The following is a 21,364-nucleotide window of genomic DNA, read 5'->3' as shown; positions in this document are numbered from 1 at the left end:
CGCGACGTTATGAACCAGTTCACGCGCACGGATCAATTCTATTTGTGGTTGCTTCGTTGCGGCACGTATAGCATGCTCGTCGCAGTCAATTGCCGAGCATCCGACGATTTTCGATTCCACGACAGGCTGTTCAACGACAAGTTCTTCAACGACAGGTTCTTCAACGACGCTCTTCAACGACAAAGTGGGAGCACTCCCATGGCGGATTCGATCCAGGCCCTTTTCGTCACGCCCGCCCTCGCCTTTGCGCGACTCGGCGGCTCTTCCACACCGCAATTCGCCTATGACTGGATCGACACCAGGGCGCCGCGCGCAGATGGCGAGACCTCGATCGCGCCGGCCTGGACCATCGCGGTGCAGCCCGACGGCTCGCCGGCGCCGTTCATGCCTGACAGCGTCACGTTCCGCGACGGCGATTTGATCCGGCCGGTCGCACCGTTCTATGAGATCTGGGCCCGGATCGGCGATGCCGGCGATCCACCGGCGAACTGGCGCGACGTTCCGCTGACGCCGGCACTGCTGCAGGCGAATGGCCTTGCGCTGGCGGCGTTGCAGATCAAGGTGACCGCGCAGAATCTCAAGGCGGCGCGGCGCACCAGCAACAAGCAACTGGCCTTCGGGACCTTTCCGCCACTTGCGGTCAGCGCGACCAACAATGCGCGCATTCCGATTCTCGGCACCAGTCCAACCACGGCGACCAACCCGATGATCCCGGTGGGCCGCAGCATCCCGCTCGGCAGCATTCAGATCCTGCGCAGCGTTCCGCAACCCGGCAACGAGCCGTGGTCCGATTCCGTCAACGTCGAAACACTTCGTTTCCGCTACATGCCGGCGACGGGTCTGTTCTACGGTCCGCCGGAAGCGGCACAGGCCCTTCCACAAAACGGGCGGCCGGCCCCGGCAGTACGTCCGGAGAACGCCTTTCTCAACCGGAATGCCGGCTGGCGCGGAACGTCAACCAATGACCTTGTTGAGCCGGGCGACACCTACGATGTGATCAATCAACGGCAAAGCCCGGTTCAGGGCCAGCCTGCGGGCAGAGGTCCGTCGCTGGGTGTCGTCGACGATACCTGCGAGGTGCATTTCGAGGTCTCGCTGCAACGAGGTGCGGCCCTGCCGCCATTGACGGCAAAATCCGTGGCGTTTGTCGGCCCACCCGATTTCGCTCCGGACCGCCGTCCGTTCCTCTCGACGGCCGATGAGCTGAATGACCGCGAAGCGGATGCGGCCGCGCGCAACAACAATCTCGACGACGCGGCACTCGATCGCTGGGTCCAGGATCTGTTCGAGCGCATCTACGAGACGGTTTCGCTCTTCAATGTCGACTTCAATCGCCGCGAGATACAGGTCGGCGGACACGGAGCGACTCTGCCGCCCGGCAAGCTCCGAGCCAACGACATCGACGGCGGCGCTCGCGATCGACCGACCGGCGCGATGGGCGGGCGCGACGCGCTGCGCAATCCGCTGTTCAAGCTGCCGGCACCGACAACGGTCGATCCGCTTCCACTCAGCGCACATGCGCGAATGCGGCATCGCGCGCTTTCGGACCTGCAAAGCCTGATCGAGCTTGTTTCGCTCGACCAGAACCGCCTGAGGACGCTGGTGCGCCCTCCGTTCGAGGTCGAGGATTTCGAAAGTCCAAGTACGCCCGCCACATCAATGCGGATGCCGCCGTTCATGCGCCAGTCCAACGCGCAGCCGCTGACGCTGGCGAACTGGCAGTACGACCTCTTGATGCGCTGGGTCGACCGCACGGTGCAGCGTGCGCAACTGCAGGGCGCGGCATTCGCGCAACCGGCCGGCCAACCGCCGCCGCGCAAACTGTCGGGCTCCGCGGCCGCGAGACGCGCGAACGTGCTGGCCCGGATCAACGCCGCCGCGGGCACGCCCTGATGCACAATGTCGCGACCATCGCGGCCGATGCGGCGGCGCCACTGTTCAGGCGCTTCCGATCGGCCGCCGGCGATCACCTGCTGGTGGTGCCGTACACGCGAATTTTCGACCTGCCGCCCGATCTCGCCGAACGCCTCGACGACGATCCACAGGAGACCGGGCGGCTCGCCGCGATGCTCGGTCAGCCCTCCGCGCAAGAGCATGATCTCGGTGCCGTCGTCGTCCCGGCACCGCAAAGCCTGTCGCTCAACGTCAGCTCATCATGCAATCTGAGCTGCGGTTACTGCTACGCCGACCGCGGCGGGTTTGCAGGCGCGCAGGCCGCGACCATGACCTTTGATGTCGCACGTGCCGCCGTAGAACGGTTGATGGCGGAGGCCGACCCCTCCCGCCCCATCACGATCGGCTTTCTCGGCGGCGAGCCGCTGCGGAGCCGTAGTCTGATCAACGACATCGTCGCCTTTGCCGGCCGTCATGCGGAGCAATCCGGCCTCGACGTTCGCTATTCCATGACCACAAACGGTACACTGATCACGGCGGCCGACATCGCGCTGTTTCGCAACAACCGTTTTGCAGTGACCGTCAGCATCGATGGCGATGCGCTCGTCCACGATGCCCAGCGTCCGCGCCTGAACGGCGCGGGCAGCTTCGCGCAACTGGTGAGACGCGTCGCACCGTTGCTGGCCGATCCAGGACAGGCAAAGGTTGCGGCGCGCATGACGGTGCGTTCCGGCTGCCCCGATCTTGGCCGCCGCATCGAGGGCGTGTGGTCACTCGGATTCCCCGAGGCCGGCGTCGCCCCGCTGCGGATCGCGCGTGACGGCAGTGAGCTGCACGATGACGATTGGCCGCGCTACCTCGCTCAACTGATCGGCGTCGCTCAAGGCGAACTTGTCCGCGCGAAAAGCGGCCTGCCGATCCGGCTGACGAATCTTGCCATCGCGTTGAAGCAGATCCATGCCGGCGCCAGCTCGCCCTATTCCTGCGGAGCCGGCGGCGGCTACTTCTCGGTCGCGGCCGATGGCGACTGGTACGCCTGTCACCGCGCGGTCGGCGATGCGGACTATCGCCTCGGCTCGGCGTCGCAGCTCGATGCCGAGCGACGCCGCGCGTTTCTCGTGGAGAGACATGTGCACGCCAAGACGGATTGCCGCCTTTGCTGGGCCCGCTATCTGTGCTCGGGAGGCTGTCACCAGGAAGCCAGGGCGCGAAGCGTTGCCGGCTGCGATTTCATCCGCGCCTGGCTCGACTTCTGCCTTGCAAGCTATTGCGAACTGTCCAACGCAAGGCCCGAACATTTCCATCAACCGCTTTTGGGAGCCGCATGATGGCATCGCTTCAGCCACCCAAACTGGTCGCACGCAACGTCGCCGCGGTTCGCCGATTTTCCGATCCGCTGACCGTCACCCGGATCGCACCGGGCAATCCAGCTTCGACACGGCTGGAATCCGGCATTGGCAACTGCTTCCCGGGGCTGGAGTGCGATCTGCGCAACCTCGAGCGGCGTTTTTTTCCGTTCCTCGAGGTCGACATCAGCGACCGGATGGGCCTCGCAAGCGTTGACAGCGAGGGCATCGCGCACGCGCGCGCAGCGGGAACCTTGTCGCAGGCTGATGCCGCGGTCTATTCCACGCTTGCAAGCCAGCTCGTTGCCGGCCGATCCGTCCAGGTCTCGCGGCTCGCCGGAGATTTCGGCGCTCTCGGATCGCTTGCGGTCAATCTGGATTTGCCCGACCTGAACGTCGGTGGCGATCTCGGCACACCCAGTACCGGCCCCGGTCGGCGGCCGCCGGACATTTGGACAGCCGTCAGGCTGCTGACGGAGGGCAGCGACGTCACGCTCACCTTCGTTAGAGCCAACGGAACCCAGATTGCGACGCTGACCGGCAAGCGCGCGCGCTATCTCGACGACAACGGCGCACTCGCTGCAGCGTTCTCACCCGGTGAACTCTCGCAATCCCTGTGCAGCCCGTGGACCCATGATTTCCGCGACTGCGGCTGTTTCTACTGGGCATCGAACCACCCGGATATTGTGCAACCCGCACTGCCTGCCAACACGCCGCCAAGCCAGCCCTGGAATGCGGCAGTGCCATGGGAACGTGGCGGTCCGCGGACCATCAACACGACGCCACCGGACCCGGCGACGGAGGATTCGCCCGACGAACTGCGCCATTACGAGATCAACAATCGCTGGCAGGAGCTGCATTTCGTGGTCGGCCGTCGCGAGATCACCGCGCCGTTCGTGCAGAACCCGGTGGTGGGCACGCCATTCGCCGATCATGCCGAGCTGATGGCCAATCTCGTCTACGCCGCCGGCGTCGAGCTCGCGGTGGCGCAGGAATATCTCGCCGCTGCCTATTCGCTGAAGCCGGACAATGATGCCTCTCTCGGTAACCCCGCCGACCTGCGCGACGATGTCCGAGCGGCGCGGGCCGAGCTGCTGCGGATCGCGATCGGCGAGATGCGCCACATCCGCGCCGTCAACGACGTGATCCGCGGCCTGTCGAATGCCGGCACATTCACGCCGGCGCTGCGCGTCGCCAGCCAGTTGCCGCACCAGCCCGGGCCGTTCCGCGCCGTCAATCCGCGCGCCGCGACACGCGCTGCGATCGCCGACTTCATCCAGATCGAGGCGCAATCGACCGGCGTCGACGGGCTCTACAACAACATCCTCGCCACGCTGACCTTCCCGCCGGCCGATGTCGCCCCGTTCGTCACCGACGAATGGAAGCAGGCGATCCGCTCCGTGATCGCGGAAGGCGAAGACCATTTCGAGACCTTCCTCAACATCCAGGAATGGCTGAGCAACCATCCCGAGACGGCCTATCTGCGCGCGACCAATTTGCAGAAGCCGCCCGCCGGCAACGCCGCGAATGCCAACCTGCAGACCGCCTATGTCGCGCTGCTGAACAATCTGTTCACCGGCTACCAGAAAGGCCGCTTCCTCGGCGCCACCGAGATCAACGCGGCGCGCGCCGCGATGGTCGGAAACACCGGAATCGTCGCCAAGGCCGAGGCGGTGGCGCGACAGAACTTCCTGGTCGTGTTCGACACCCCGGCGGATGCGCGCTTTGCACCGGTCGATGCGCCGGGCGTTGCTATGGTTTGACCCAACGAGCCTACTCGACCTTGCCGATCTTCTTCACTGCCGCGATCAGCCGCGCGCTGTCGTCGGCAACGAACTTCGAAAATTCCGGCGCGTCCATGTAGGCGACCGGGCTGCCCGCGGTCTCGAAAGTCTTGATCACCTCGGGCGCCTTCACCGCGTCCGCCATCGCCTCGCGCAGCCGCGTCATGATCGGGCCCGGCAGCGCGCTCTGCGCGAACAGCCCGGCCCAGATGTAGAACTCGACGTCCTTGTAGCCGAGCTCCCGGAACGTCGGCAGGTCCGGAAAGCTCTTGATCCGCTCGGCGCCCCAATTGGCGAGCACGCGCATCTTGCCGTCATCGACCTGCTGCTTCAGCGTGCCCGGCGCCGAGGCCAGCGCCTGCACCGTGCCGGAGAGCAGCGCTGTCAGCGCCGGCCCCGCGCCGCGGAACGGCACGTGCAACAGTTTGATGCCGGCACTTGCTGCAAACATCTCCATCGCGACATGCAGCGTGCCGTAGGGACCGGACGAGCCGTAAGGGATCTGTCCCGGGCGCTTCTTGGCATCCTCGACGAACTCCTGCAGCGTCTTCCACGGCGCCGAGGCCGGCACCGCGAGCAGCGTCGGATCGGCCAGCACGCGTGCGATCGGCGCGAATTGCGAGACTTCATATGCGACGGGACGATCGAACAGCCGGTCGGCTTCCGGCAGGACCGCGAGCGAAGACAGCGTCATCAGCAGCGTGTAGCCGTCCGCGTCAGCGCGCGCAGCCTGCGCATTGCCGATCGAGCCGCCGGCCCCTCCGGCGCGGTTGTCGACGATCACGGGCTTGCCGAGGATCCGCTCCAGCGCCGCAGCCACCGGCCGCGCCGCGAGATCCGCCTGCCCGCCGGCCGGGAACGGCACGATCATCGTGATGTTGCGGTTGGGATAGGCGGATTGGGCGGACGCGTTGCGCGAGAGCGCGGCGGATGCCAGCGGAACGGCGGCAGCGACGCGCAAGAGTTCGCGGCGGTTCATCGGCAGTTTCTCCCCGGGATCGCTGTTGTTTGCTTTGTCGAGGCAGGTTAGCTGAACCGATGGCGACCGCAAGAAAGTCACCACTTATCCCGGCCGAGAACGCGGATTGAACTTTAGATATAGACCACCGGCCGCAATCATCAGCCACGCCACGATCGGATGCCAGAGCGGTATGGCGAACGCAGCAAACCAGCTTTGCGCAATCGGGGGCACTTTGGCCTGGCTGGCATAATAGCTCGAATCCGGCATCCGTCCCTGGTTTGAGACGCTGGAGCACGGCCCGCGCGGGCCAATCTCGTTGCCGTCCTGATCGTAGGTGATGAGGGCACGGGCGCGCAGCGAACAGATCAAGATGTGACCTGACGGTGAAACGCCTACGTCAAAAACGCCGCCATGGGTATCAATCGCAAAGCTGCGCTCAAAACCTGAAGGCCCGTATCGCTGCACTCTGCCGAATGGCTGGCTTGCGATGAACACACGACCATCGGGCGCCGTTACATGAACCGACCCAATAGAATTCGGAAGCTCGATACGATTGAGAAATTCTGTTGGGAGTATCCACATCCAAAATGGCTGAAGAAAGCCAGCCACTCCAGCCGCAGCGACGACGATCGCAATTCTTCTTAAGTTCATTATCGCCGGACTCTGATCACGACGCAATTTCGGACTCGGCTCGAAAGTATCAGATATTCGATCTACATCTTCCTCCCTCTTGCAAAATGTTTCGCGAGAAAATCCGCCAGCACCTCGACGCGGGCGGGGCGCGGGCCGCCGGGGGGCGTGACGAGGTGCACGGCGCCTTCGGGCTGCTTCCAGCCTTTCAGGATCACCTCGACCTCGCCGCGCGCGATCGCATCGCCGATGATGAAGTCGGGCAGATCGGCGATGCCGAGACCGGCGAGCAGCGCGGGCATCACGGCCTCGCCATTGTTGACGCGCAGTTGCCCGGCGGGTCGGACGCTGGCCTGCTCGCCGGCGGCGTTGGTGTATTGCCAGACGTTTGGCGTCGAGAGGTAGGCGTAGCCGAAGCATCTGTGCTCAGCGAGATGCATCGGATGGGTCGGCCGCCCGTGCTTCTTGAGATAGGACGGCGCCGCCACGGTGTGGCGCGGCATGCCGCAGAGCCTGCGCGCGATCAGCGATGAATCCGGCAGCCGCGCGATGCGCAAGCCCGCATCAAAGCCCTCGCCGATCAGATCGACGGTGGCATCGCTCAGATGCAGGTCGATCGAGACCTCCGGATACGCCTTGAGGAATTCCGGCAGCAGCGGCGCCACCGTCTTGATGCCGAAGGTCATGGGGACCGCGAGCCGCACCAGCCCGCGCGGCGTGGTCGATTGCGCCAGCGCCTCGTTCTCGGCGGCTTCGCCATCAGCGAGCAGCCGCGCCGCGCGCTCCGACAGTTTCTGGCCGGCATCGGTGAGCGCCAGCCGCCGCGAGGTGCGGTTGAACAGCCGGGCCCCCAGCCGCTCCTCCAGCCGGCTGACCGCCTTGGAGACGGTGGCCTTGGACAGCGCGAGCTCGGCCGAGGCGGCGGCAAAGGAGCGGAGCTCCACGACCTTGGCAAAGATCGCGAGCGCCTCGAAATCCGGGAGTTTTGACATGACGACCGCCTCACGAGCTCAATATCAGAAACAATGTGTTTCGATAGTTTCTATTTCTATACCACAGCGGAAGGCATATCCAAGAGCCAACGAAGAGCCAACGAACTTCAAACCACGGAGAAATCCAATGACCAAGAAGCTCTTAGGCAAGGTTGCCCTCGTCACCGGCGGTTCGCGCGGCATCGGCGCGGCGTCGGCCCGCGCGCTGGCTGCGGAAGGCGCCAATGTCGCGATCAGCTACGTCGCCTCTCCCGAAAAGGCCGAAGCGGTCGTCGCCGAGCTGAAGGCCAACGGCGTCAACGCCCGCGCCTACAAGGCGGACCAGGCATCGTCGGTCGATGTCGATCAGCTCGTCAGGAACGTCGCCAAGGACTTCGGCCGGCTCGACATCCTCGTCAACAATGCCGGTGTCGCCGCCGGTGGTGCGGTCGACGATCCGAAGGCTGATACTGCGGCGCTCTCCCGCCTCGAAGCCGTCAATGTCGACGGCGTGATCACCGCGATCCGCGCGGCGTCGAAGCTGATGGGTGAAGGCGGCCGGATCGTCACCGTCGGTTCGATGCTGGCCGACCGCGCCTCATTCCCCGGTCTTGCGGACTACGTCGCCACCAAGGCCGCCGTCGTCGGCTACACCAAGGGCGCAGCGCGCGATCTCGGACCGCGCGGCATCACCGTGAACGTGGTGCAGCCCGGCTCGATCGACACCGACATGAACCCGAAGGACGGCGGCGAATTCGCCGAGACGCAACGCCTGCAGCACGCCCTGCAGCGCTTCGGCAAGCCGGAGGAAGTGGCCGCCGGCGTCGTGTTCCTGGCGAGCCCGGAAGCCTCCTTCGTCACCGGCACCGTGCTCAACGTCGATGGCGGCTTCGGCGCCTGAGCGAATTCCCTGAGATGCCGGGCGCGCGGCGCCCGGCTCCTCCCCAACATTCAAATTGAGGACAATCCCATGATCGAACTAAAGCCCTTTGCAACGCTTGGCGGCGCCGACCACGGCTGGCTGAAGGCCAAGCACCACTTCTCGTTCGCGAGCTACTACGATCCCAGCAACATGAGCCACGGCGCACTGCGGGTCTGGAACGACGACGAGATCGCGCCCAACACCGGCTTTCCCGCGCATCCCCATGCCAACATGGAGATCATCACCTATGTCCGTGAAGGCGCGATCACGCACCAGGACTCGCTCGGCAATGAGGGCCGCACCGAGGCCGGCGACGTCCAGGTGATGAGCGCCGGCAGCGGCATCCGTCACTCCGAGTACAATCTGGAGCCGGGCAAGACCAAGATCTTCCAGATCTGGATCGAGCCGACGACGCGCGGCGGCCAGCCGACCTGGGGCTCGAAGCCGTTTCCGAAGGCCGACCGCTCCGGCAGGCTCGTCACCATCGCCAGCGGCATCGACGGCGACAAGGACGCGCTGCCGATCCGCGCCAATGCGCGGGTGCTCGCCACCACGCTGAAGGCCGGCGAGAGCGCTGAGTACGAAGCCAGCAAGGCCCGTCACCTCTATCTGGTGCCGGCCGCCGGCAGCATCGAGGTGAACGGTGTGCGGGTGAATGCGCGTGACGGCGCTGCAATCCGCGACGAGGCCAAGCTCAAGATCACCGCGCTCGAAGACTCCGAGCTGGTACTAGTCGACGCCGCCTGACCTTCCCTTTCATGCGCGGACCACGGTCCGCGCATGTCCCCTTTCCCCCATCATCCCATCTGCAAATCCAGAGGAGGCCATCATGGCCAAGGTTCTCGTGCTCTATTACTCGTCCTACGGTCACATCGAGACGATGGCGAACGCCGTCGCGGACGGCGCCCGCGAAACCGGCGCCACCGTCGACATCAAGCGCGTGCCGGAGCTGGTGCCGGCCGAGGTCGCCAAGGCGTCCTATTTCAAGGTCGATCAGGCCGCACCGGTCGCCAAAGTCGAAGAGCTCGCCAATTACGATGCGATCATCGTCGGCACCGGCACCCGCTTTGGCCGCATGTCCTCGCAGATGGCGAACTTCCTTGATCAGGCCGGTGGCCTCTGGGCCAAGGGCGCGCTGCACGGCAAGGTCGGCGGCGCCTTCACCGCGACCGCGACCCAGCATGGCGGCCAGGAGACCACGCTGTTCTCGATCATCACCAACCTCTTGCATTTCGGCATGACCATCGTCGGCCTGAACTACGGCTTTGCCGGCCAGATGAAGCTCGATGAAGTCACCGGCGGCGCGCCCTATGGCGCCACCACCGTCACCGGCGGCGACGGCAGCCGGCAGCCCAGCGAGAACGAGCTCGCCGGTGCGCGCTATCAGGGCCGCGCAATCGCGGAGACCGCGAAGAAGCTGCATGGGTGAGACTTGTAGGGTGGGCAAAGGAGCGTAGCGACGTGCCCACCTTCATGCGATCGGTGCAAGAAAGGTGGGCACGCTTCGCTTTGCCCACCCTACGCATCCGAGATCGCGTCAGCCCTCTTCGCGTGATGGCGGCTTGCCGAGGGCTTGCTTGATGCGTGCCGTGAGCTTCGGATAGCGCCGCAGCTCGCGCGCGGCGCGATCGCGTAGCGCATGGCGCCAGCCGCGCCAGCTCAGCGCGGCACTGAGATCGAGCAGCGGCATCCGCACAGGGCCGAAGCGGCGCTTGTAGGCGTAATTGCCAACCGAGAAATCGAACTCGCGGACGCCATCCCTGTGCAGCGCGGCCATGGTGCGCTCGATGATCAGCCGGCCCGGCGAGCAGTTCGACCATTTGTCTCCGGCATTGCTGATGCGGATCATGACATAGCGCGCGCCGGTGCGGATGCCGAGCAGCGTCGCGACCACCTCCTCGCCCGCCATCAATGCTGTCACCAGCGCATAGCCGCTGCCGATGCCGTCACGGACCAGGCCGCGATAGAACTCGGCGCAGCTTTCGTCATTGAGGACGAAATTGATCCCGAGGCTCTGCATCCGCGAGCCCTGCTGCACCTCGGTGGTCGACAGGATCTTCAGAGCTTCGTCTGCGTCATCAGCGATCTTGAACGTCGCAGAGGGATCGCGCGTGAACACGCGCCAGCTCCGCTCCAGCTCCTTGCGCACGGTCTTCTCCAGCGTGTAGCGCCAGGCGTCGTAATCCTCGCCGGTGAAGACGGGGTTGCCGTTCAGCGAGCACGGACCGGCGGCGTTGAGCAGCGCCAACGGATTTGGCTTGCCGTCGAGCTCGGCCGGCACCTTGTACAGGCGAATGAGATCGGCACCACCGGGCGTTTTGCGCAGCGCCCGGCGCAGCTCGCGCCAAAGGTTTCGCACCGCGGCGGCATCGCGCGGCGCGGCGGGGCCGAGCAGCGGCGCGTTGTAGTCAGTGAGATCGAAATCGGCGAATTCGACGACGCGAAGGCCGTTCTGCCGGCGGCGGATCAGCGGCAGCAGCGCGGCGCGCTCGCCGGTCGCGGCGTCAGTGATGACAGCGATCAGCGGCGTGACGCCCTCGGCCGCCGCGAAGGCGCGGTACCAGGACGTGTACCATTGCGGATGCTGGAACGCGGTCGGCGGATCGAACGTGCCCCAGCGGGCCGCCGCCTGATCCCAATCCGACAGCAGCTCGACGCGAAAGCCCGCCGTGCGGGACGCCGTCCCCGCGGCAAGTTCTCCCGCCGATGTCGTCAGCACGGTCATTGCACGACTCGCAGCTCAGGCAGCCTTCGGCAGATCAACGATCTTGCCGAGATCGGTCTCATCGAGCCGGAAATCGATCGGACGGCGCACCGAGCGCTCGCGCTTGACCCATTTGCCGTCACGCAGCAGCTTTTGCATCACCTGCTTGGCGAAGAAGGCGGGGCCGCGGATGTTGCGGCTCTTCGGGGTGTAGCCGAAGCGATGACGCAGCATACCGTTGGCAAGGTGCAGGATCTGGGCACGACGGATATCGTCGTTCACATAGGACACCGTCATCGAGACGTTGACGACGCCGAGATTCTCCACGCGATGCGGCGCGTTCAGCGGCCAGTTCAGCATCTGGCCGGGCTCGAGATCGATCACCTGCGCATGCTGGTCGTACCAGGCGTGATAGGGGATATCGACCTCGACATCGAACAGCGCGATGTCTTCGAGATGCTCGGGACGGATGAAGGGCGGCGTGTTCGGATAGACGTAGACGCGCTTGCGGCCGGCGATCTGGATCAGGCCCTGGCCCGGCAGATCGGCATGGTAATAGACCTGCGCATCCGGCGACGAAATCAGGATGCCGGCCTGATGGGTCGGCGCCTCGAAGCCCGGCACCTTGGCCGCGACCTCGGCAAACATCCGGTCGACCATGTCACGATAGCGGCGATCGATGGACGTGACGTTCCGCAGATTGAGCCAGAGCCCGCCGCGCGAAATCGCCTCGATAACCTCGCGTCCGCTGAGCTTGCCGATCTCGCCCTCGCGCCAGACCCGGCTCGATCCCTTCAGTCCGGTCTTGACCAGGCTGTAGTGCTCGCGCGGATAGCTCTCGATCAGCCTGGCCAGATCGTCCATCGAGAATGCCGGCTGCCTGTGCATGGTGTGCTCGAGCCGGATCGGCTGATGGCTCCAGAGCTCGGAATGGGTTGCGTCCCAGTTCGCGAAGATCTTGCTGGTCGTCATTGTCGCTCCTGCCGGCCCTGCGCCGTTTTGATCGTCCGATGTCCCATTCCGGGACGATCGGGCGGCTTTTGCTGAGGAATTGGCAAGAAGGGTGCCATGGCGCGCCGTAGCCACTTACCCGAAGCTTAAGAGTTGACGCTGTAAGGCTGACGCCGATGATCGAAACTCCCCGATATCGGGCGCTCTTCCTCGGCGCAGGACCGCAGATGCTGTGCGGGGTCGGGCAATTCACCCGCCTGTTGCAGGACGCGATCGAGAAGATCGAGCCCGGCGCCGGCACGGCGTTCACCCTGACGCGGATGGAAGGGCCGATCGGCCAGATCTGGCGCGCGGTCGGCGATGCCCAAAGCGTGGTCTGCAACTTTCCGATCGTGGCGTGGAAGCGGGTGATCGTCCGTCCGCTGCTGGCGCTCGCCTTTGCAAAGCTGCGGCACCGCAAGGTCGTGCTGATCCAGCACGAATGGGCCGGGCTGAACTGGATGCGGCGGATCACCTACGCGCCGGCACTGTGGCTCGCCGATACGATCGTGATGTTCTCGCCGCTGGTGCGACAGGAGCTCGCCGACGATCCCGTGATGCGCACCATGGTGCGGAAATGCGTGCTGGCGCCGCTGCCACCCAACATCGAGGCGCCGCCGGGCATCCAGGATTCCAGACTGCGCCATCGCCTCGCCGAGGCCCGCGGTAACGGCCGGCTCGTGATCGGCCATTTCGGCTCGATCTATCCGGGCAAGCAGCCCAACGCGCTGCTCGAGATCGCCGCCGTGCTGAAGGCGCGCGGACTGCAGCCGCTGATCGCCTATGTCGGCTCCTTCATCCGCGGCGTCGACAAGGTCGAGGAACAGTTTCGCGCCCGCGTCGATGAGCTCGGGCTCAAGGATGACGTCATCGTCTCCGGCTTCGTCGCGTCCGACCATGAGGTGTTCGGCCTGCTCAGCGAGGTCGATGCGTTCTGCTATCCGCTCGACGAGGGGCTGACGGCCCGGCGCTCCAGCGTGCTGGCCTGTGTGCAATCCGGCCGTCCGCTTGTCGTCACCGGCCCCGCGCTGGGAGACGAGTTCGATCATCATCCGCGGTTCAGGGAATTGATCAGTCACGGCGCCATCGTGCTGGTGCCGCGCGGCTCCGACAGCACCGCCTATGCCGACAGGATCGTCTCCGCGCTGAAGCGGCCGATGGTGCACTTCCCGTTCGATTTCGACGGCTGGTGGACAGATGTCGCGAACGCGGTTCGCGCAGAGCTCTAGCCTTCGCGCGCGCGGAAGCGCGCGAAGTAATGCAGGCCGAAGACGGCGATCAGGAACGTCACCCAGATCGGATCGGCGCGGTCGAGGAAGAAGCTTTCCATCGACGACAGATAGAGCCCGAACAGCCAGATCCGCAGGAACAGCATCGCCATCGGGCCGTTGTTGCCGCCCTCGTCGGCCGACTGGAAATCCCTGAGCGGCGTGAAGACCAGCGCAGCAATCAGCAGCACGAGGCCCGGCAAGCCCATGCCGAGCGCGGTGTCGAGGTAGCCGTTGTGGCTGTGCGCGGCGAAGGCCGCCCATTCCTTGCCCTCGGGCAGGTTCTGGATCGCGCTCGATCCCCAGAACGCGGCATAGCCGTAACCGGTCAGCAGCTTCGGCTGCAGCGATTGCAACGCAAAGCTCCAGATGTCGGTACGGCCCGTGAAGCTGGAATCGAGCGGCAGCAATTGCGCGATCTGCGCCAGCGTGTCGCTCATCACGGTGCCGATGCTGAGCATGTTGAGCAGCACCAGCGGCGTCAGCAGCATGATGGCGCGGCCCCAGAACGAGCGGACCAGCGACGTCAGGGAGGAGAGCACCAATACGGCGAAGCACAGGGTCAGCGAGCTTTTGCCGGCCGCATTGAGCAGGAACAGCGACGCCATCGCAATCACGGCGACGCCTGAGATCCAGTTGCCGGCCTGAATGAAATAGATGCCGAGAAACAGCACCATCGCGATCACCGCGGCGGCGAGATTCTTGTGACCGAACACGCCGCGCCAGTTGCCGGCGAGGCCAGGCTCCTGCGGATCGGTCGCCTGATGAATCGACAGATGCGGCGCCAGGAGAATGCCGAGAAAGCACGTGACCAGCAGCACGATCGCCGCGATCGAGAACCAGTGCATCAGCTCGCGCTGGGTCCTGGCGAGCAGCGGCATGCAGGCGGTCACCACGATCACGAAGGCGGTGAGCGAGAAGCGGCGGATCGAGGTGCCGGGGTCGAACGAGATCAGCACGGAGACGCAGAGCCAGCCGGCGAACAGCAGGAAGGCAGGCGAGGCCAGCGTGGCAAGCCCGGGCGCGTTGTCGCGCAGCACGATGACCAGGGTCAGCGCGGCGAGCAGGCCGTAGACGGCATAGGTGGTCGCATTGCTGCCCAGCGTGACGTCACCGACGCGCATGTCGCTGAGATCCTCGAACGGCGTCAGCGAGATCCAGGCAAGCAGCAGCGCGCCGATGAAGACGACACCGCGCACGATGTCCATCACCTCGGTGCGCCGGATTTCGCCGGCGACCACGGAAAATTCCGAGGTGGTGATGAGGCGGCTCAAGAGACGATCTTCGAGGCTTTATAGGCGTGCGGCTCGATACCGACAGCGGCGAGCGCGCTGCCGAGCGCCACCGTCATCGGATGCATCGCGACGATCGCCTTGCGCTCGATCAGCACCGCGCGCGCGGCATGGAAGAGCGATAACGGCAGCGCGGCGGCGAGCTTGAGACCGAGCTTCATCCGCGAGAGCAGCGTCGGCGTCGCCTTGCGCTGCACGTGATAATTGATCGCGCCGATGCGCAGGCCGCGCGTGATCAGCCAGCCGAGCCGGGTGCGGGCCTGCGGCACGGTCTCGCTGATGGTCGCATCCGCCGCCCAGTGGAAGCGCAGGCCGAGCCGCATGCACCGATAGAAGAAGTCGGTGTCGCCGCCGCCGAGGAAATTGAACCGCAGGTCAAAGGCCGGCGTGCCGACCTTTTCGAACACCGCGCGCCGGACCAGGCAATTGCCGGATCCATAGATCACCGGCACCGGACCGCTGGCGCGATAGGCCGGCGCGAACGCCGGATGATCGCGCAAGGCCCGCTTTGCCTTGTCGTGGAAATCCGGCCAGACCGGCCCGCCGATAAGGTCCGCGCCGGTCGCCTCGGCCGTTGCGACCATGCGCTCGATCCAGCCCGGCGAGGCGATCTCGTCGTCGTCGATCATCAGGAAGTGCTCGGCGCCGGGAAACGTCGCCAGCGCCAGCTCGAACGCTGCGTTGATCGCGTAGCAATTGCCCTGGCGCGGCTCGACGACGCAAAGGCCGTGGATTTGGCCGGACGCCAGGAACTCGGCCGCGACCGGTACGCTGCCGCAATGCGCCGCGTCGTTGTCGACGATGACGACGGCAAAGCGGCGTGCCGTGCGCTGCGCCGCCAGCGACTCCAGGGTCATGCGCAGATGCTGCGGACGGCGGAAGCTCGGAATGCAGACGACGATGCCGATGGATGGATCGAGCGTGTCCGATGCTGCCGCCCAGGCACGTTCGGGATGGCCTGATGTCACGGAGCGTTCAAGCAATTCCGTCGAGGTCATTGTAGCGTCCAAACTCGCGCTGTCTCAATATGGGCTATTGCGCCCATATCGGGACATCGGCGTTTCGATCTGGTTGCCCCGCTTCGATCAATCAGGGCGTACGCGGACAATGTTGCAATATCCGGTCCGGGTGCATGCCGTGTCGCATATCATTCGCGACAAGGTTAACCGGTGCGGTTAAGCGGCGCTTAAGCATCCTCGGTCGGCCATTTGCGCGTGACCGTATCGGAAAACCGCTTCGCACTATTCCGGGTCATGCGCGCCCGAACAACTTGCGAAACAGCTTTTCCGATTGCGGAAAGCGACCGGTGTCGATCTGCGTCGGCCACAGACCGTCGACATCGAAATAGGCGGCATGAGCCATCTGCGCGCGGTTCTCGGCCATCCAGTCGTGCATTTTCTGGATGAAGTAGGGATTGTCGCCGGCCTGACCGACGCCCCATTCCGGGTAGCTGATCCGCTTGCGGTGAAGTTTTGCAAAATCGCGCTGCCATTCCAGGCCAAACGGCGCCTTGAGATAGAACTTCTGCCAGCGCTCCTCGACGCTGCCCTCGAGCTTGAAGTCGTAGACATCGAGCCCGATGATGTCGACGACGTCGTCGCCGGGATAGGAGAGATCGGCGGACGTATCCTGTGGGCCCCATCCCGGACACCAGTCGAAGCTGAAATCGCGCGAGGCACGGCGGAAGATCGCAACCACGCGGCGGAAGGCACGGATGTAGTCGTCCTCGTGTCCCTTGCTGAACCAGCCCATGTTGGAGATGTTCATCTCCCAGCCGAGCCGGATGATCGCCTTCGGCTGTCCCTCCGCAATCGCCCGCGCGGCCGCCTCGAATTCAGCGTCATGCTGACCGTCGGCGACCTCGGCGAGCGGCGTGCCGGTGATGGTCAGCGGCACCGACCAGATCACATTGCGCGCCGGGTTGAGCTTCTTCCAGATGCCGGGCACCCAGCTGAATTTGTGGAAATCGTCCCAGGTCTCCTGGCCGTAGAAGTCAACGCCGATCACCGACGACGGCGGTTGCCTCAGCCATTTCTCCCAGGCCTGCAGCCGATGCTCGCGGCCAGTCTCGCCCCAATTGACGAAGGCGCCGGCGAAGCGCGCCGAATTTGGCCCGAGCCGCGATGAAGGCGCGGCGTGCGCAGCCGGTCCGGCGAGCGTGGCAGCGGCCATCGCGAGGACGGCACGCCGCGACAACTGTCCGCGCTCGATTGGCATCACACGCTCCTGCCCGGGAATGTCGCGGGAGCGTGGCTCGGCCAACGGCCGAGTCCCGTCACGACATCGGCCGTCTCAAAAGCGGACAACGCTGCTGTGCCGAAATGAACTGACGGCACAGCCTTCGCTCGTCCCATGTCGCGATCCCGCCGGGATTGGCCAATGATTCTCATGTGGGTCTCACCTGCGCCGACCGCGATCGGCCATGCTGGCGCAGGCTCTGCAATATCCAGGCTAGCCGCGATCTTCAGCAAAATCGGCGCATCCGCATGGTTACTCCGCGCCGTTCATCAACCTTCGACGATCGCGTTTACGAAGCATTAACTACCGGGCGGCGCGGCAGACGGCGCCCGCGATGGTGCGGCACCGATCTTGCTGAACGGGGTAACCAAGGACATCAAGCGGCCCCGACGTACCGGCCTGAGACGGCGTTGCTGGAAAGAATATTGGAATGAACCCTGTCGCGTTGCTCACCCCGACCTACGGGCGCGATCTGGAGATCTGCACTCTGCTTTGCGAGAGTGTGGATCGCCACGTCACATCTTTCTCGAAGCACTATCTGCTGGTCCCCGACTGCGACCTCTCGCTGTTCGCGCCGCTCGCCAGCGAACGTCGCGTGATCGTTCCAGCCTCCGCTTTCCTGCCCGACTGGCTGCGTCCGCTGCCGCGGATCGTGCAGCGCAAGCGCCGCCAGTTCTGGTGGTCGCTGCGCGCCAAGCCGGTGTCCGGCTGGCACGTCCAGCAATTCCTGAAGATCGCCGCGACCATCTCGCTGCCGCATCAGCGCTACTGCATCCTCGATTCCGACATCGTGTTCTTCCGCGATTTCGACCTGGCGCGTTATGAATACCCCAACACGATTCCGCTGCTGCAGATGGACGGCGCCGTCACCGCCGACCAGCCGCGGCATTCGCGCTGGCTCGAGACCAGCCACCAGCTGCTTGGCCTGCCGACCCCGCCGTTCCCGGCGCCCGACTTCATCGGCCACATCATCTTCTGGGACCAGCAGACCACCCGCGCGCTGACCGAGCGCATCGAGGCCGCGACCGGGCTGAGCTGGATCGAGGCGCTGTGCAAGACCCGCGAATTCTCCGAATATCTGCTCTACGGCTTCTTCGTGCAGAACGATGCCGCCTCCGCACTGCGCCACACGGTTGCGCCGAACACGCCCTGCATCAGCTATTGGGACGACCCGACGCTGAGCAAGGATGAGCTGACGCGGCTGCTGCTGCGCGCCAACACCGACGACGTCGCGTTCTCGATCGCATCCTTCTCGGGAACGCCGGTCGAGACTATCCGCGAGGTCGTCGCCGAGAGCGACGCCATCCTCGCACACAACGCGCATTTCCAACCCGCGGGGCTCGCCGTCTAATGCTGCTCGGACAGGCCAGCATCAATCTGACCGCGAACATCGCCTCGGCGCTGCTCGGGCTGGTGAGCGTGTTCATCTTCACGCGGCTGTTCGCGCCGCATGATTATGGCGTCTACCTGCTGGGCGTCGGCTTCGCCTCCGTGATCTCGGTGTTCCTGGTCGGCTGGTTCCGCAATCTGATCCTGAGCGGCCACGCCCGCAACGACGGCACCGACGTCCGCGGCCTCGTGCTGTCCGGCTACCTGCTCTGCTGCCTCACAGCGCCGATCGCCTACCTCCTCGCACGCCTCGTCGGGCTGGATGCAACGGCGGCGCTCGCAACCGTTGGCCTGTCGATCGCGATCGGCCTGTTCGAGCTCACCCAGGATCTGCTGCGCGCTCGCCTGCAGGCGCTTTCGGTGATGAAGGCGACGCTGGTCCGCGCCGGCGCCCTGCTCGGCTTTGGCGCCGCCGTCGCGCTGGCTGAGCCGACCGGCGTCCTGCTGCTGCTGGCGGCCTCCGCTGCCTATCTGCTCGCCGTGCTGGTGCAGACCCGTCGCGCCTGGCACGGCACCGTCGTCAGCTTCGCTCGCGCCGACCTCTCGGTGCTGGTCAGGACCGGCCTGCCGCTGACGGTCTCGCTGACGCTGCTGGCGATCTCCAGCGTCACCGACCGCTTCATGATCGCCAACCTCGTCGGCGCCGCCGACGCCGGCAAATATGTTGCCTCGCTCGATCTCGTGCGTCAGACCCTGATGATGCCGGCGATGAGCATGGCCGCAGCGTTCTTCCCGATGGCGGTGCAGATCCATGCCAAGCAAGGCGACGGCGCGGTGCGTTCCCATCTCTCTGAATGCTTCGAGCTGCTGCTCGGCGTGACGCTGCCGGCCTGCCTCGGCTTTGCGGCGATCTCGGCGCATGTCGCCAACATCATCCTCGGCGCCGATTTCCGCGAGCTCGCCGGCCAGATCATGCCGATCATCGCGGTCGCCGTGATCTTCCAGGTGCTGACCCAGCAATATCTGCATGCGAGCTTCCTGCTGTCCGGCCGCAACTCCTTCTACCTGATCAACACCGCCTCGATCATCGCGGCCAACGTGCTCCTGTCCTATCTGCTGGTCAGCCAGCTCAGCACGATCGGCGCGGCCTGGGCGCGGCTCGGCGCCGATGTCACCGGCTTTGCCTGCGCGCTGGCGCTGAGCCGCTTCGCCTTCAACATTCCGATCCCGCTCGGCCGCCTCGCGCTCGTCGTGATCGCAGCACTTGCCATGGCGCTGACCGTCACCGCGCTCGACCGCGTGCTTCCGATCGCCGATCTCCCAGCCGTGATCGTGCTCGCGGGCGCGGGCTTCACCGTCTACGCCGCGCTGTGCTGGCTGTTCGATATCGCCCGCATCCGCTCGCGGCTGCGGCAGGGCCTCGCCATGTTCCGTTCCAAACTCGCAAACAGCAACATTGGATAAACCAGTGACCAAGACCTTTGCGCTCGATACGATGGATGCTCCGCTCGCCCATGTGATGGCGACGCCCGCGGCCCCGCTGCACCCGGAATCGCTGCTGGCGCTGCCGCCCGGCGAAGCCAAGCAGAGCCTGCTGACGGTGCACAGCATCCTCGAAGCCAAGCTTCCCGCCGGACCGCTGTCGATCTACGAGGCCGGTGGCGGCTCGACCAGCTTCCTGCCGCTCGGCGTGATCGGCCGTGCCCATGTCACCGTGGTCGACATCGACGAGGACCAGATCCGCAACAATGACTATGCGCAGCAAGCGATCCTCGGCGACATCCAGACCTACCGCTTCGCGCCCGACAGTTTCGATCTCGTGATCTGCTACAACGTGATCGAGCACGTGCCCGACGTCGAGGCCGCATTGCTCGGCTTCTGCGAGGCGCTGAAGCCCAATGGCCTGCTGCTGATCGGCGCGCCGAACCCGCAGTCGCTGTCCGGTATCGTCACCAAATATTCGCCGCACTGGTTCCACGTCTGGTTCTATCGCTATATCCGCGGTGAGAAGCATGCCGGCCTGCCGGGCGAGGCGCCATTCCCGACCCATTTCCACCCGCTGGTCACGCTGCCGAACCTCGAGGCGTTCGCGAAGGCGCACGGCCTGCAGGTGATCTATCGCAAGAAATACGAGAGCCCGCGTTACCCGGAGATGCGGCGCCGCAAGCCGTGGTTCGCGTCCCTGATCGATACCGCCGCCAAAGCGATGAATGCGCTGCTGCCCGGCAAGACCGATGTCCGGCACGGCGACTACCATGTGATCCTGCGAAAGCTCTGAAAATGAACGCGCTCTGGTCAGAGGCTATCGTCAAGGTCAGCCACCGGTTGGCGATGCATGTGCAGGTCGATCACGTTCGCCTGCACAATGCGACGCCGATGGTGACGTTCACCTTTGACGACCTGCCGAAGAGCGCGGCGACCGTTGGTGCCGACCTCCTGGAAGCGCACGACGCGCGCGGCACGTTCTATGTCTCGGGCGGGCTCGTCGGCATCGACACGCCGGAATGGCCGACGGGCGATGCCAACGATGTCCTGGCGCTGCATCGCCGCGGCCATGAGATCGGCTGCCACACCTTCTCGCACCAGCGCGCCTGCGATCTCGACGAGGCCTCGCTCGGCGCGGAGATCGCGCGCAACCGCGATTATTTCCGGTCGCTCGACCGGTCGATCGCGATCAAGACCTTCGCCTATCCGTTCGGCTATGGCTCCTATCCGCGCAAGCAGCAGCTGCGTTCCGAATTCCTGACCTGCCGCAGCATCGTGCCCGGCGTCAACAGCGGCGAGGTCGATCCGCAATTCCTGCGCGCGATGCCGCTGATCGACCGCCAGACGACGCGCGACCAGATCGACCGCACGTTCGACGAGGCGCTGGGCACTAACGGTTGGTTAATTTTCTACGGCCACGACGTCGCCGAACGGCCGAGCCTGTATGGCTGCACGCCGGATTTGATGGCCTACGCGCTCGACGCGGCAATGCGGCGAAATATCCCGATTTTGACCATGGCGGAGGCATTCCAATGCGCCCGTCCTTAAACG

Annotated in this window: 19 protein-coding genes; 11 read left to right on the top strand and 8 right to left on the bottom strand. The window is 65.1% G+C overall.

What is annotated here, in order from left to right; genetic code table 11:
- The first annotated feature begins 198 nt into the window (after positions 1–198).
- The 3 genes from JQ604_RS25455 to JQ604_RS25445 are packed head-to-tail and all read left to right on the top strand — an operon-like array spanning position 199 to position 5,002.
- Positions 199–1,893 carry a hypothetical protein gene (locus JQ604_RS25455; RefSeq protein ID WP_212363259.1) on the top strand — a complete coding sequence of 565 codons (1,695 nt, stop codon included), beginning with the start codon at positions 199–201 and terminating at the stop codon, positions 1,891–1,893.
- Positions 1,893–3,221, top strand: a complete 1,329-nt coding sequence (locus tag JQ604_RS25450) for a radical SAM/SPASM domain-containing protein (RefSeq protein WP_212363257.1) — start codon at positions 1,893–1,895, stop codon at positions 3,219–3,221. Before JQ604_RS25455 ends, JQ604_RS25450 begins: the two co-directional genes overlap by 1 nt.
- Positions 3,221–5,002 carry a ferritin-like domain-containing protein gene (locus JQ604_RS25445; RefSeq protein ID WP_212363255.1) on the top strand — a complete coding sequence of 594 codons (1,782 nt, stop codon included), beginning with the start codon at positions 3,221–3,223 and terminating at the stop codon, positions 5,000–5,002. Before JQ604_RS25450 ends, JQ604_RS25445 begins: the two co-directional genes overlap by 1 nt.
- Positions 5,003–5,012: 10 nt before the next feature.
- On the opposite strand, the gene JQ604_RS25440 is transcribed toward JQ604_RS25445, so the two are convergent.
- The 3 genes from JQ604_RS25440 to JQ604_RS25430 form a co-directional block, all read right to left on the bottom strand.
- Positions 5,013–6,002, bottom strand: a complete 990-nt coding sequence (locus JQ604_RS25440) for a tripartite tricarboxylate transporter substrate binding protein (protein ID WP_212363253.1) — start codon at positions 6,000–6,002, stop codon at positions 5,013–5,015.
- 84 nt (positions 6,003–6,086) lie between these two features.
- Positions 6,087–6,662 carry a hypothetical protein gene (locus JQ604_RS25435; protein ID WP_212363251.1) on the bottom strand — a complete coding sequence of 192 codons (576 nt, stop codon included), beginning with the start codon at positions 6,660–6,662 and terminating at the stop codon, positions 6,087–6,089.
- Positions 6,663–6,697: 35 nt separating this feature from the next.
- Entirely contained in the window at positions 6,698–7,606 is a 909-nt protein-coding gene (locus JQ604_RS25430; protein ID WP_212363249.1) for a LysR family transcriptional regulator, read from the bottom strand.
- A gap of 127 nt (positions 7,607–7,733) precedes the next feature.
- Here JQ604_RS25430 and JQ604_RS25425 point away from each other — a divergent pair, with 127 nt between their 5' ends.
- The 3 genes from JQ604_RS25425 (at position 7,734) to wrbA (ending at position 9,936) form a co-directional block, all read left to right on the top strand.
- A complete protein-coding gene (locus JQ604_RS25425) occupies positions 7,734–8,486 on the top strand; it encodes an SDR family oxidoreductase (protein WP_212363247.1) in 753 nt (250 codons plus the stop codon).
- Between the two features lie 69 nt (positions 8,487–8,555).
- Positions 8,556–9,254 carry a pirin family protein gene (locus JQ604_RS25420; RefSeq protein WP_212363245.1) on the top strand — a complete coding sequence of 233 codons (699 nt, stop codon included), beginning with the start codon at positions 8,556–8,558 and terminating at the stop codon, positions 9,252–9,254.
- Between the two features lie 82 nt (positions 9,255–9,336).
- Complete coding sequence (wrbA, locus tag JQ604_RS25415) at positions 9,337–9,936, top strand: NAD(P)H:quinone oxidoreductase (protein WP_212363243.1); 600 nt, start codon at positions 9,337–9,339, stop codon at positions 9,934–9,936.
- A 108-nt stretch (positions 9,937–10,044) separates the two neighbouring features.
- Here the strand turns inward: wrbA and JQ604_RS25410 are convergent, their stop codons facing one another.
- On the bottom strand, positions 10,045–11,232 hold the full coding sequence (locus JQ604_RS25410; protein ID WP_212363241.1) for a GNAT family N-acetyltransferase: 1,188 nt from the start codon (positions 11,230–11,232) through the stop codon (positions 10,045–10,047).
- Positions 11,233–11,247: 15 nt separating this feature from the next.
- Positions 11,248–12,183 carry a cupin-like domain-containing protein gene (locus JQ604_RS25405; protein WP_212363239.1) on the bottom strand — a complete coding sequence of 312 codons (936 nt, stop codon included), beginning with the start codon at positions 12,181–12,183 and terminating at the stop codon, positions 11,248–11,250.
- Between the two features lie 155 nt (positions 12,184–12,338).
- Between JQ604_RS25405 and JQ604_RS25400 the strand changes: the two genes are divergently transcribed.
- Positions 12,339–13,430, top strand: a complete 1,092-nt coding sequence (locus JQ604_RS25400; RefSeq protein ID WP_249158632.1) for a glycosyltransferase — start codon at positions 12,339–12,341, stop codon at positions 13,428–13,430.
- On the opposite strand, the gene JQ604_RS25395 is transcribed toward JQ604_RS25400, so the two are convergent.
- The 3 genes from JQ604_RS25395 to JQ604_RS25385 form a co-directional block, all read right to left on the bottom strand.
- Positions 13,427–14,743: an O-antigen ligase family protein gene (locus JQ604_RS25395; protein ID WP_212363237.1), complete on the bottom strand. Its 1,317-nt coding sequence runs from the start codon at positions 14,741–14,743 to the stop codon at positions 13,427–13,429. The genes JQ604_RS25400 and JQ604_RS25395 overlap by 4 nt on opposite strands.
- Positions 14,740–15,759, bottom strand: a complete 1,020-nt coding sequence (locus tag JQ604_RS25390) for a glycosyltransferase family 2 protein (protein WP_212363235.1) — start codon at positions 15,757–15,759, stop codon at positions 14,740–14,742. The genes JQ604_RS25395 and JQ604_RS25390 overlap by 4 nt, the downstream gene beginning before the upstream one ends.
- Before the next feature lie 253 nt (positions 15,760–16,012).
- Positions 16,013–16,978, bottom strand: a complete 966-nt coding sequence (locus tag JQ604_RS25385) for a glycoside hydrolase family 26 protein (RefSeq protein ID WP_212363233.1) — start codon at positions 16,976–16,978, stop codon at positions 16,013–16,015.
- A gap of 451 nt (positions 16,979–17,429) precedes the next feature.
- Between JQ604_RS25385 and JQ604_RS25380 the strand changes: the two genes are divergently transcribed.
- Genes JQ604_RS25380 through JQ604_RS25365 form a run of 4 tightly spaced genes read left to right on the top strand, consistent with a single transcriptional unit; the run spans position 17,430 to position 21,361 of the window.
- Entirely contained in the window at positions 17,430–18,350 is a 921-nt protein-coding gene (locus JQ604_RS25380; protein WP_212363230.1) for a DUF6492 family protein, read from the top strand.
- Complete coding sequence (locus JQ604_RS25375; RefSeq protein ID WP_212363228.1) at positions 18,350–19,792, top strand: lipopolysaccharide biosynthesis protein; 1,443 nt, start codon at positions 18,350–18,352, stop codon at positions 19,790–19,792. The genes JQ604_RS25380 and JQ604_RS25375 overlap by 1 nt, the downstream gene beginning before the upstream one ends.
- A 4-nt stretch (positions 19,793–19,796) precedes the next feature.
- Positions 19,797–20,606, top strand: a complete 810-nt coding sequence (locus JQ604_RS25370) for a class I SAM-dependent methyltransferase (protein ID WP_433996283.1) — start codon at positions 19,797–19,799, stop codon at positions 20,604–20,606.
- Positions 20,607–20,608: 2 nt separating this feature from the next.
- Entirely contained in the window at positions 20,609–21,361 is a 753-nt protein-coding gene (locus JQ604_RS25365; RefSeq protein ID WP_212363227.1) for a polysaccharide deacetylase family protein, read from the top strand.
- The last annotated feature ends 3 nt before the right edge of the window (positions 21,362–21,364 follow it).

Origin of the sequence: Bradyrhizobium jicamae (assembly GCF_018130695.1) — a bacterium.
Lineage (GTDB): Bacteria > Pseudomonadota > Alphaproteobacteria > Rhizobiales > Xanthobacteraceae > Bradyrhizobium > Bradyrhizobium jicamae_B.
This window is presented reverse-complemented; position numbering and strand designations above follow the sequence as displayed.